Source organism: Acinetobacter pittii, assembly GCF_022449185.1.
GTDB classification, from domain to species: Bacteria; Pseudomonadota; Gammaproteobacteria; order Pseudomonadales; family Moraxellaceae; genus Acinetobacter; species Acinetobacter pittii_I.
Window position 1 is genome coordinate 689130 of the sequence record NZ_JAKUKO010000001.1, and the last position, 11863, is coordinate 700992.

Sequence of the window (11863 nt, forward strand, 5' to 3'; positions counted from 1 at the left end):
ATGGGAAATTTAACAATTTTAGGTGAAGCACTAGAAAGTGCAGAAATCTTGAAAAATGTTCAATATCATATTAAGGACAACAGATTACCTATATCATTAAAAGATGATTTGAATAAGCAAGTTATTGAAGTTGAAAATTATTTTGGAGAAGATGATTTTGAAAAACTAGAAGTTAAGAAAAATAAAATCAATATATGGACAGGAGTTCTTGCGGTTCCAATATTGATTTATTGTATTGCATTATTCTTAAGTCGATATGTACATAACTTTGGTATCAATATTGATGTAGATGTCATAAATCATATGTTATTCGATAACATATTTAAATATATGTGGATTGTCATAATTTATGCAGTCATATTCTTTGGATTGATTGGATACTTTTATATACTTAACAACCAAAGCAAAAAATTAATTGAAAAGAATGTGAATAAACTTCTTAGCTAAATATGTTTAAAATCTTTAAGCATACAATATGCTGTGCATTCGGTTATCTGTTTGTACAGATAAACCATTAATAAAAGTGTACGAGCTAATATTTATATAAAAGCCCTCAAATGAGGGCTCTTTTGTGGTGGAAGGATTTAGCATGTATCTTGAAATTGGAAAATATCAAAGTAAGCCGTCTATGTATTCCCAACCATGAGATTTCATAGCTTCAAACTTCTTTTTTAGCTCTTCTTTTTCGTACTCATGTATATCGCGTGCTAAAAGAACATGATATGAGTTAGATTCTGGTTCTATAGTCACTTCAATAATCTCTACTGGTTCAATCACTCCACTCTCAGTTAAACCAGAGTCTATAAAACACATTCCTTTTACAGGAATAACAGTACAATCATACTCCTTGGAAATAAAATAATTATTTGCTGAAGCGGAATACGTACGTGATGCTCTAACTTTCATATGTACCTCCTTCAAGCGTAGAAAGGGAATGTTTTAGTCTGGCGTGCTTCTATAGTTATTTCTGTTTAATTTATATAGTGATTTTATTTTTTACTTCAATATTCTAATTATAGTTTTTTTTATTAGCATAAAATGCTGTTAGCTATAATTTACAAGTAAGGTATTAAAAAACTTATGAATCAAAAGCCACTCTCAGTAGTTTTAATTCCTGGTTATATGCTTGATGAATCTCTGTGGAATGAAGTCATAAATGAGATGCCTAAAGAGTGGAGTATATCTCGAGCTACTTTAAAACAAGGGCGAACCATAAGGGAAATTGCTCAAAATATTGCTGAACATGCGCCAGAAAGCTTTGTACTGATTGGATTCTCACTTGGAGGATATGTCGCTAGATCTATAGTGGAGCAATTTCCTGAAAAAGTTAAGGCACTTATTTTAATTGCCTCTTCACTACGCTCAGATACAGAAGAGCAGAAAAATCAAAAGTTAACGGCGATTAAGCTTAACTCGGGGAAAAATTTCCATGGACTAAGTTCAATATCGATTGAAAAAACACTTCATCCATCAAATGTTCAGAATCGTGCTCTCGTAAAAAGAATCCAAGAGATGGGCAGGATCCTAGGTTATGAAGAGTTCGTAAAACAATCGATGTTAGATAGAAGCTCTTATGATATGAGTAAGATCGCATGTCCAACTTTAATTATTTCTGGTGCTGAGGACCAGCTCCGCTCCAAGGAAGAAGCCATAGAATTATTAGATCAATTGCCACATGCAAAGCTTGAGATAATTAAAAATACGGGCCATATGATTCCGATTGAACAGCCGAAAGCATTGGTTTTAGTGATTTTAACTTGGTTAAGTACTTATCTTTCATGAGGGCCTAACTTTCGTTTTCTTCGTCAGAATCTTGATAATCTTGAAAACTTGATTGCCAAGTTTGATTTTTTGATGAACAGTTGCATGATCAAGCTCATCCCATAACTCAAATGGGAAAAACTCCGAACTATGATCAAATATCCATAACCATTGATAGCTATTGTTAAGGGTATTCTTATCAAAACGAACATCTTGAACTTTGACAATTTTAAACTGTTTATGATGTTCATCTTGAAGAATAACTTCATGATTCTCCATTAGACATCCACGCATTAAAAACAATTTTCAAGTGTACTAAAATTAATAGTGTCTGATTAACTTGTTAAGTTGGCATTAATTTACAAAAGATTTCGGGTTGTTAAAGTTTGTCATTTTCAAAAAGAAAATAATCTTTACTTTTGAAATACAAGGTTTTAATTAGGTTACATTGTAAGAAATGTGTGCAAATGTCAGAATGTACAGTGAAATCTATCTTCGAGTATCGCTATGAGTTTAATAGGCTTTATGTATGCAAGTAAAACCAATAGTGAACATAGTCAAATAAAACAAGATTTAATTGATATTCTCACTGAAGCAGTCAAATTCAACTCACATAATGATATTACAGGAGTACTTTACTATGGTAATGGATACTTCTTACAGTATTTAGAAGGTGAGAAAGAACAAGTCGAATCGCTATTTTATAAATTAATTTTGAAAGATTCGAGACATCAGAACTGTGAAATCATCTTTTCAGAACCATCCGAACAACGTCTATTTAAACATTGGAGTATGAAATTTGCTCCCATTAACACGAAAATAAAAGAATTCTTTCATCATCATCATGTTGATGAGTTTAATCCTTATCTGCTTAACACTACATCTATTCCATCTTTTATTGAATTGCTTGTAGATCAACCAAACCATAAAGTTGATCAATATCAAGGTTAATCAAAATCAGGAATTGCAGTAGATTTTTAATTATCCTATGTAAAATTAAGCTCTCTTCGGAGAGCTTTTTATCACGAAGGTTGAAACTTTCACTAATTAATGGCGAATTGGCGTTGAATAAGCCGTCATAATTGTTAAAATGCCCACCTTGTCCTGTTTTTATATTGTTTTTTGTTTTGCATTTATTTCGCAAAGTTAGAGATAAAATTATTAAAAACAGCTGCTTAGTTAAGGATTTTTGAATGCTCTCTATTTATTTGACAGATACCCAACAACACGTGCAATTTAATGATTATCCTAGTGATCAGCCGGTTAAGTTTCTGTTAAATCTTAAAAAGATTTTCCCAAGTACAGCGGATTTATTATTACCAGTTTTACCTGAAGATAATGATTTAGAAAACGTAACGTGGGAATCAACCTCAAAAGATTTTGAAGTCTTTAAAAAGCTATTAGCGGGATGGGGTGTGATTGAGCTTCGTTTAAATGCAATCACTGCTTATAAAGATAAAAACTTTGCAAATGAGCTAGTGAAACAAGCACAGGTAAAACGTAAGAAAACAGCGCAAAAAAATCATCAGCTTTCTTTAGTTGCTTTGGATTATATTTTTATGCACGAAGTTCATGCATTGATTGATGCTGAGCTGGTCACTATTGGTGAAAAATTCTACTTACCAACCTTGCGTGAGCAATGGAAGGGTACGGTTTCAGACCAAGTGCTCAACGGAAAACTCTAATTTTAGTGCAAAAGGTGAATTTATAAAAATTCACCTTTTTTATTGTTAATTAAATCAATAGCTTATATTTTTAAGATTGCTTATACAAAAGTTTACAAGAAAAGAATGCGTTTTTTCTAATGTGGCAGATACATTGCTTATATAAATACAAAATTATTGCGGGAGAGAGGTTCATTAAGAACCCGCCGAAGGAGCAACAAGCCCGGAAACTCTCAGGCAAAAGGACTGTAATAATTAAAAAATCTGGAGAGAAGCTTAGATTTATAAGAATGGAAAACAATAACTTATAAATTATAAACTCACCGAAGGGGAAGATCTAAACGTTAAAAGGTAACGTTGGGGTCGAAACTCTCAGGTACCAATGACAGATGGGCTGTACTGATGAAATGTTCTTACATTTCTGAGGAGTCTGTTATGCCACATGTTATTGTGATAGGTGCGGGAATCACAGGGGTTACCTCTGCTTATGAATTATCGCAACTGGGTTATCAAGTCACAGTGATTGATCGACATTTATATCCTGCAATGGAAACATCATTTGCCAATGGAGGGCAATTATCGGCCTGTAACGCCGAAGTATGGAACCAAAAAGCCACCGTGATTAAAGGCTTTAAATGGATGAGACAAAAAGATGCTCCTCTATTGTTGAACCCTTCATTTAGTTTGCATAAGTATAGTTGGCTAGTTGAATTTCTATCACATATTAAAAACTATGAAGCGAATACAATTGAGACGGTCCGTTTGGCATTGCTAGCTCGTAAGCGTTTGTTTGAAGTTGCTGAAAAAGAGCAGCTTGAGTTTGATTTGGAAAAACGTGGAATCCTCCATATGTATCACAGTAAGGCTGACTACGAGATTGCTAAACAAGTTAATAACGTATTGAACAAAGGTACATTGGAACGCTATTCGGTTTCACCTGATGAAATGAAAACAATAGAACCATCTTTGACGGGTGACTATTTCGGTGGCTATTACACACCAAGTGATGCGACGGGTGATATTCATAAATATTCAACCTCTTTAGCTGAGAAGACTAAAGAATATGGCGTTCAATATAAGTTCGGCCTAGAAGTTATGGATATTAAGTGCAGCGCAGACAAAGTAGTCGTAACTTGTCAGCCAAGTGCGGAGCATCCTTATCTAGTTGAGTCCGATAACATTCAGCTGGAAGGTGATGTACTTGTGGTTTGTGGTGGTGTAGGGAGTTATCAACTTGCCGATATGATTGGTGAGCGAGTAAATGTGTATCCAGTAAAAGGTTACTCAATTACAGTGCAATTAAAGGATGAGCACAGTGTAAAGAATGCTCCTTGGGTGAGTTTGCTAGATGAAAGTGCAAAAATTGTGACTTCTCGTTTAGGTAAAGATCGACTACGTGTGGCAGGGACTGCTGAGTTTAATGGCTATAACCGCGACATAAGGGCTGATCGTATTCAACCATTAGTGAATTGGGTTAATCGTAACTTTGATATTTCAACAGAGCATGTGGTGCCTTGGGCAGGGTTGAGACCTATGATGCCGAATATGCTGCCTGTTGTTAAGCAATCTAAACAACCTCGTGTTTTTTATAATACAGGGCATGGGCATTTAGGTTGGACTTTGTCTGCGGCAACCGCAGTTTTAGTCAGTCAGGATATTGCACAAAAATATCCTGTGTAGGAACTAAAAAGCCAGTGTTTAAGCACTGGCTTTTATTTTAAGCATTAATCATATAAGCGGTAGATTCCTATGAAACGCTCACAGCCTTTTTGCTGAGTTTTTACCTTCAGTAAAGCTTTTTGAAAATTAAACTGATATTTACAGTTGTGCTCATTGTCTAAAATTTCACTTTTTTGTTCAGGTGAACTATAGGCCATCAATGAGACCGTTTGGGTTTCTTTGCGGTTATTTGGATTGCGGTATGCTATCCCTTCAATCTTAATTTTATCTTTCGCGAGCTGATGGACTTGAATGTGTACAGGCTGATTTGCTATATGTCCATTCTCAAATTTAAGATAATGCTGGGTAAGCGTTTGCTTAAGCGATGCATAAAAATTTAAGTCATCAGTACGTAAATCAAACTGTTGTTGAATACATGTATTACTCTTACATTGCTGAGTATGTTTAGACCATAACTTTTGTGTATCCTGTAAGAGCTGTAAGGGGGCATCAGTAACTAAATATGCAGAAAGATATTTATTATTGAGTTCTTTTCTTGATTCACTAAATGTTTTTGAGCAGATTTTAAGCTTAGCTCCAGTATTAGAGCAGTCTATTGATTCTGCAAAGACAAAAGGTGAACATAAACAACTCAGTGTCACGACAAAACTTAATCTTTTCAATTGATTCATATCAGTATTAGACAGCATGATCGCTTATACTTTCAGTCTACTTTGCTAGGTGTACTATAGCGAAACAGAACGTCTGAATACAAGATTTCTTAAGTTTTTATGGAAGGTAATAATTTAATGGTTGCTCAGATTCGTATTGGACAAGGAATGGATGTACATGCTTTTGAAGAGGGGAACTTCGTTACATTGGCGGGTATTCAAATTCCACATACACATGGTTTGAAAGCACACTCTGACGGTGACGTTGTACTTCATGCGCTATGTGATGCTTTATTAGGTGCTTTAGCGCTTGGAGATATTGGACAACATTTTCCTGATACTGACCCAGAATACAAAGGCGCAGATAGCCGAGTATTGTTAAAGCATGTTTATCAATTAATCTTAGACCGTGGTTATCAGTTAAATAATGCTGATATTACGGTGGCTTGCGAGCGTCCAAAATTAGCTAAGCATAATCTAGAAATGCGTCAAAGCATTGCTGATGTTCTAAATGTAGATATTAATCAAATTAGCATTAAAGCAACGACAACCGAAAAACTTGGATTTACCGGTCGTCAAGAAGGTATTTTGGCTACAGCGACTGTTTTAGTCTCTCATCACACCAAGTGATCGGCCTGCTGCAAAGACTGTTGAAGTTCTAAAGTTGCCTTACGGCCTTGTAGCTGTAAGGTAATACTATGGATGAGTCCAGTCCAAGTCTCATTAGGTTCCCAAATTTCGTGTAATAAATCCTGAGAAGTCGGCATATCCATATTCATATGAAACTGTCTATAGACATACATGAGGCAACTTACGCGTTTATTTTTGGCGCAATGTAACCAAACAATTTCATTTTGCACTAAATGATCAATCAAATCTAAAACTAATAAGCACTGCTCAGCAGAAGGCATCTCCCAATCAATTGGAATATGAATATAATTTAAACCTAGGTCTAAACAAATGCGGTCTTCATTTTCAAGATGATTTGAAGCATTAGTTAAAGCAAGGTTAATGACTGTGCTACAACCAAACTCTTTAATCAATTTTAGTTGTTCAGCAGAAGGCTGGGCCGAGCTAAATAAATGTTCATGAATAATCGAAAATGCGGGAATTTGAGATAATGATTGTTCAAGGGTTGTCATGATCGCACTCTACAAGAGTAGGCTTAGCTTATTGTGTAGAATGTTATACACGATTCTAGAGAATAGTTGAAATACAGCCTGCTTATATATTCGGCAACGTTATCAAATTTTTAAAAATAATTAACTGGAAAAGTACAAGTCTTATAAAATAAAAAACAGCATTATTAAGATGCTGTTTTTTTAACTCAAAATTTAAGCTTTTTTTAGATTTTCATTCAATAAAAATTCGACTAAAGCTTTTTGAGCATGGAGACGGTTTTCTGCTTCATCCCATACGACTGCATTTTTATAATCGAGCATGGTTTCAGAAATTTCTTCGCCGCGATGAGCAGGTAAGCAGTGCATGAATAAACAATCTGGGTGAGCAAGGCTCATTAATTTTTCGTTAACCTGAAAATCAGCAAAAGCTTTTTCACGAAGTTTTTGCTCTTCTTCTTGGCCCATGCTTGCCCATACATCAGTCACAATAAGGTCAGCATTTACTGCTGCATCTTCTGCATTATCATAAAGCTCAACGCAATGACCAAACTCGGCTAAAAATTCAGGTTTAGGTTCATATCCTTTTGGCGATGCAATTTTGAGTTTGAAGCCCATCATGTGCGCAGCTTCAATATATGAATTACACATATTGTTGCCATCACCAATCCAAGCAACGGTTTTGCCTTCAATGCTGCCGCGATGTTCAATATAAGTTTGTAAGTCAGCAAGTAACTGGCATGGATGATGATCATCAGTTAGGCCGTTAATTACAGGAACTTTTGAATAAGATGCAAAACGTTCAACAATGTCATGACCGAAAGTACGAATCATCACAATATCAAGCATACTTGAAATTACACGTGCTGAATCTTCGATCGGTTCACCGCGGCCTAATTGTGTGTCACGAGGCGATAAAAAAATCGCACTACCGCCAAATTGGTTAATACCTGCTTCAAAGGAGATACGTGTACGTGTACTAGATTTCTCAAAAATCATTCCCAATACTTTACCGACAAAAGGTTGGTAGACCTTATTATCATGTTGCATCTTTTTAAGCTCGCTTGCGCGTTCTAAAATGCGATTAAGTTCTAGAGTGGATAGATCACGTAAAGTCAGGAAATGTCTTAGAGCCATGTAGCTACTCCATAATAATTGTTTTGAAATATAACAATTATCTGTTGTTGGCTGGGTGGATGTGGGAAAAAGAAGTCTACTATACTATAAGCATTTTAAAATGCAAAAGAATTAGACTTTATGATGGCCCTTTAAGAAAATATCTACACAATAATTAATATAATCAATAACTTCCTTCTCATTAGGTGGAAGTGGCATTCCCATAATCATTCGCCATTCGATGTCACGTAAAATTCCAAAATACATTAAAGAGGAATAATCAGGCGATTCACAAAAAATTTCTTCGGCTTGGTGAGAGATCAGAAGTGCCTGAGCAATAGTATTTTGTACGTCTAGAGCGCACTTTTCATATAGATACTTGCTCAAAGTTGCATTGCATTGTGTTTGCTCAATAACTAGACGCAAAAAAGCGATGTGTTCAGGTTGAATAATATGAGTATAAAAGCGGATCAGGGTTTGAACTAAATAATCGCGTAGAGAGGCTTGCGAAGGCTGAAATGGTACGCAAATATCTTTAAAGAACATTTCGCGGCGATAATCGCAAATTGCTGTGAATAAACCATCTTTATTGCCAAAATATTTATATATTGAAGCTTTTGAACCGCCCGCATGATTAACAATGTCATCAAGAGAAACAGCATCATATCCTTTATCCAAAAACAACTCGGTTGCACTTAGCAATAGAGCTAAACGACGTTCAATACCGCGACGTGTTTGGGGTTTGTCACATATTGAATGATGTGACTCAAGGACTGGATCATGCATATAATTTCATAACAACGTTTAACTTTGCTTATCTAGTATAGCAAAACTATCTTTAGTGATGGTCATAACCATTTTTTTAGATCATATGCTGAACAGTAAGTAATTAATTCAAAAAATAAACTAATAGAAAATATACGCTTAGTGTGGGTTGTATAAGGGTTTAATGATGTAATCTTATGTTTTATATTATATTTTAATAAAAAATTGCTAATAAAAACAAAGCGGCTAAGAAAGACTTAACCGCTCTGAAGTTAAATAATGAGATTTCTAGGCTTCGGTTTGAGTAACCTTGTGCTCATCTTCTTCGTCATCATCTGCAGAATCCATCCCAAGTTCTTTTAACTTGCGTGTTAAGGTATTGCGGCCCCAACCCAATAATTCCGCTGCGTGACGTTTGCGTCCACGTGTTTGTTGCAAGGCTGCGTTAATCAACGTGCGTTCAAACATGGGGGTAGCAATATCCAAAATTTTCATTTCACCATTTTTAAGCTTTTGAATAGCCCATTGATTCAGTAACTCATCCCAGTGGTGTAGAGAAATACGCTCAAAAGAAGGTGCTGGTTGACTAGAATCATTATTCTTTTGCAATGGAACTTGTTTGAGCTCAGAAGGTAAATCTTCCGGATAAACTTCACGGCCAGTAATCATTACAGTTAACCAGCGACACGTGTTTTCAAGTTGTCGTACGTTACCGGGCCACGGTAACTGTTGCATATAGTCCGTTGTTTCAGTGCGTAGGATTTTTGGACTTACGCCAAGCTCTTTACCAGCACGCGCAAGGAAATGCTGCGCAAGCATGGGAATATCTTCACTACGGTGGGCAAGCTTAGGAATGTGAATACGAATCACATTTAAGCGGTGATATAAGTCTTCACGGAAGCGGCCTTCGTTTACTAGCTTTTCTAAATCTTGATGTGTTGCTGCCACGATTCGAACATCAACTTTAACTGGAATGTGTCCACCTACACGATAGAACTCACCGTCAGCGAGTACGCGAAGCAATCGAGTCTGAGTTTCAAATGGCATATCACCAATTTCATCAAGGAAGAGTGTTCCGCCATTTGCCTGTTCAAAGCGGCCTTGATGCTGAGTATTCGCCCCTGTGAAAGCGCCTTTTTCATGACCAAATAACTCGGTTTCAATCAAGTCTTTTGGTATCGCAGCCATATTTAAAGCAATAAAAGGCTTAGCACGGCGTGGGGAGTGCTTGTGTAAAGCGTGAGCAACTAATTCTTTACCTGTACCAGATTCACCATTAATTAAAACAGTAATATGAGATTGAGATAAACGGCCGATAGCACGGAAAACTTCCTGCATTGCCGGAGATTCACCAATAATTTCTGTTGATTGAAGAGGTGAGGCTGTTTTTGTAGCTTCTTGCTGTTGTAGTTTATTAATATGCAGGATCGCGCGATTGACTAAAGCTAAAGCTTCATCAATATCAAAAGGCTTTGGTAAATATTCAAACGCGCCTGTTTGATAGCTTGACACAGCAGACTCTAAGTCAGAATGTGCTGTCATAATAATGACAGGTAAATCTGGATGAGTGTTTTTGACTTTAGATAAAAAAGTTAAACCATCAATTCCAGGCATGCGGATGTCAGTTAAGATGACATCGGGAGCATCATGGTGCAAACGTTCAAGCGCAGTTTGAGCTTCTTCAAAATTGGTAACATCAAAACCTTCCTCTTTAAAGGTCTTTTCCAATACCCATCGCATGGCGCGATCATCATCAATAACCCATATTTTATTTCGCGACACGGTCTGACTCCCAAGGTAAATATAAGCTAAAAATTGTTTTTCCAGGAACAGATTGGCATTCAATCATTCCGTTATGTTGATGCATAATATTCTGTGCAATACTCAGGCCAAGCCCAGTACCTTTTGCTCGTCCAGTAACCAATGGATAGAATACTGACTCCAAAATACTTTCAGGAATGCCTGGTCCATTGTCCTCTATATCGACTCGCACTGTAGATCGATTTAGTACACCGTTAATCGTGACAAGACGTTGTATACGTGTACGTAGAATTAACTCCGGTTCGTGATCGATAAAAAATGCTTTGTTTTCTGTTATGGCTTGAATTGCATTTACACTAATGTTGAGCATGACTTGTATTAACTGATCACGATCGGCATTAACATCGGGTAAAGACAAATCATAATCCCGTATAATTTTAATTTTCTTCTTTGTCTGGTTGGCGATAAGTGAACGTACTCGCTCCAAAGGCTCGTGTACGTTAACATTTTCATAACTTGGGAGTTGTCTAGAACCCAACATGGTATCTGCCAAGTTAGTTAAACGATCTACTTCATTAATAATGACATCTGTAAATTCAGCATAACTCTTATCGTTTAAACTGCGAGCGAGTAATTGAGTTGCACCACGAATACCTGCAAGTGGGTTTTTAATTTCGTGCGCAACGCCACGTACAAGCTGCCTAGCGACCTGATGTTGTTGTACCAGATTTTCTTCTTTAGAAATCTTTAACATACGATCAATCGGGTTGAGCTCAATCAAGAGTAATGGATGATAACTTTTACCTGCATTTAATTGAGACACTGTGTAATCAACATGAAGGTCTTTAAAGTTGACATTAATAACCGCTTCTCGACGAGTATAAGGTTGACCCGTTTTTATGGTGTTTAATAAAGCTTCATGTGTATTAAAAGTATCATCTGGTGCATGAAGTAAGTTCAAAACCGGCTGTCCTGAAGCTCGAAGCAAACTAATATCAAAAAGTGCTTCGCAGGCAGAATTTAAGTAAAAAATATTCAAGTTACTATCGATCAATAAAATCGCAGTAGTTAAGTTGTCTACCAATAGGCGATAGTCGATAGGGTTGTGTTGATCCATTAGCGAATCGTTCCTGTCTTAAAATAGCGCAATGGCATCTTCATTGGTTATCGGATTTTCACCGTTATAGAACATGAACGATGCAAAATATACGCCAACTTTGTTTATGGGTTATTTTAAAGTTTTAAAGTATTTAAAAACGCGCTGAAATCGGTCTTTATATCGGTTGATCAAAACTGATGGCTTGAATATAGATAATAACATGATCCAACTTGGTGCAAAGATGAGTTT

The 11863-nt window shown here is 36.3% G+C and carries 14 protein-coding genes and 1 riboswitch; of the genes, 6 read left to right on the forward strand and 8 right to left on the reverse strand.

Annotation, left to right across the window (positions count from 1 at the left end):
- Positions 1-447, forward strand: coding sequence for a DUF6097 family protein (locus tag MKX14_RS03210; protein ID WP_046812287.1), 447 nt, complete (start codon positions 1-3; stop codon positions 445-447).
- Between the two features lie 165 nt (positions 448-612).
- Here MKX14_RS03210 and MKX14_RS03215 read toward each other — a convergent pair whose 3' ends face one another.
- Positions 613-906 (reverse strand): hypothetical protein, encoded by a 294-nt coding sequence (locus tag MKX14_RS03215; protein WP_002115649.1) that lies wholly within the window; start codon positions 904-906, stop codon positions 613-615.
- 174 nt (positions 907-1080) lie between these two features.
- Here MKX14_RS03215 and MKX14_RS03220 point away from each other — a divergent pair, with 174 nt between their 5' ends.
- Positions 1081-1782: an alpha/beta fold hydrolase gene (locus tag MKX14_RS03220; protein WP_240281745.1), complete on the forward strand. Its 702-nt coding sequence runs from the start codon at positions 1081-1083 to the stop codon at positions 1780-1782.
- Here the strand turns inward: MKX14_RS03220 and MKX14_RS03225 are convergent.
- Positions 1777-2040, reverse strand: a complete 264-nt coding sequence (locus MKX14_RS03225) for a hypothetical protein (protein ID WP_002115584.1) — start codon at positions 2038-2040, stop codon at positions 1777-1779. The genes MKX14_RS03220 and MKX14_RS03225 overlap by 6 nt on opposite strands.
- A 228-nt stretch (positions 2041-2268) precedes the next feature.
- Between MKX14_RS03225 and MKX14_RS03230 the strand changes: the two genes are divergently transcribed.
- The 3 genes from MKX14_RS03230 to MKX14_RS03240 all read left to right on the forward strand — a co-directional run bounded on the left by MKX14_RS03230 (position 2269) and on the right by MKX14_RS03240 (position 5105).
- The gene (locus tag MKX14_RS03230; RefSeq protein ID WP_005073889.1) at positions 2269-2712 is read left to right on the forward strand and encodes a BLUF domain-containing protein; all 444 of its coding nucleotides are present in this window, start codon (positions 2269-2271) and stop codon (positions 2710-2712) included.
- 242 nt (positions 2713-2954) lie between these two features.
- Positions 2955-3446 carry a hypothetical protein gene (locus MKX14_RS03235; protein WP_002115670.1) on the forward strand — a complete coding sequence of 164 codons (492 nt, stop codon included), beginning with the start codon at positions 2955-2957 and terminating at the stop codon, positions 3444-3446.
- A 149-nt stretch (positions 3447-3595) separates the two neighbouring features.
- A riboswitch (glycine riboswitch) is annotated at positions 3596-3684 on the forward strand.
- A gap of 176 nt (positions 3685-3860) precedes the next feature.
- Entirely contained in the window at positions 3861-5105 is a 1245-nt protein-coding gene (locus MKX14_RS03240; RefSeq protein WP_046812284.1) for a D-amino acid dehydrogenase, read from the forward strand.
- Positions 5106-5149: 44 nt separating this feature from the next.
- On the opposite strand, the gene MKX14_RS03245 is transcribed toward MKX14_RS03240, so the two are convergent.
- Positions 5150-5794 carry an A1S_1983 family putative colistin resistance protein gene (locus tag MKX14_RS03245; protein ID WP_240281746.1) on the reverse strand — a complete coding sequence of 215 codons (645 nt, stop codon included), beginning with the start codon at positions 5792-5794 and terminating at the stop codon, positions 5150-5152.
- 99 nt (positions 5795-5893) lie between these two features.
- Here MKX14_RS03245 and ispF point away from each other — a divergent pair, with 99 nt between their 5' ends.
- On the forward strand, positions 5894-6385 hold the full coding sequence (gene ispF, locus MKX14_RS03250; protein ID WP_002115651.1) for a 2-C-methyl-D-erythritol 2,4-cyclodiphosphate synthase: 492 nt from the start codon (positions 5894-5896) through the stop codon (positions 6383-6385).
- On the opposite strand, the gene MKX14_RS03255 is transcribed toward ispF, so the two are convergent.
- The 5 genes from MKX14_RS03255 to glnL form a co-directional block, all read right to left on the reverse strand.
- Positions 6373-6897, reverse strand: coding sequence for a protein tyrosine phosphatase family protein (locus MKX14_RS03255; protein ID WP_046812282.1), 525 nt, complete (start codon positions 6895-6897; stop codon positions 6373-6375). The genes ispF and MKX14_RS03255 overlap by 13 nt on opposite strands.
- Positions 6898-7089: 192 nt before the next feature.
- Positions 7090-8010 carry an ornithine carbamoyltransferase gene (gene argF / locus MKX14_RS03260; RefSeq protein ID WP_005068890.1) on the reverse strand — a complete coding sequence of 307 codons (921 nt, stop codon included), beginning with the start codon at positions 8008-8010 and terminating at the stop codon, positions 7090-7092.
- Between the two features lie 111 nt (positions 8011-8121).
- The gene (gene adeN, locus MKX14_RS03265; protein WP_240281747.1) at positions 8122-8775 is read right to left on the reverse strand and encodes a multidrug efflux transcriptional repressor AdeN; all 654 of its coding nucleotides are present in this window, start codon (positions 8773-8775) and stop codon (positions 8122-8124) included.
- A 267-nt stretch (positions 8776-9042) separates the two neighbouring features.
- Entirely contained in the window at positions 9043-10536 is a 1494-nt protein-coding gene (gene glnG / locus MKX14_RS03270; RefSeq protein WP_017385992.1) for a nitrogen regulation protein NR(I), read from the reverse strand.
- The gene (gene glnL, locus MKX14_RS03275; RefSeq protein WP_002115631.1) at positions 10523-11632 is read right to left on the reverse strand and encodes a nitrogen regulation protein NR(II); all 1110 of its coding nucleotides are present in this window, start codon (positions 11630-11632) and stop codon (positions 10523-10525) included. Before glnL ends, glnG begins: the two co-directional genes overlap by 14 nt.
- Between the last annotated feature and the right edge of the window lie 231 nt (positions 11633-11863).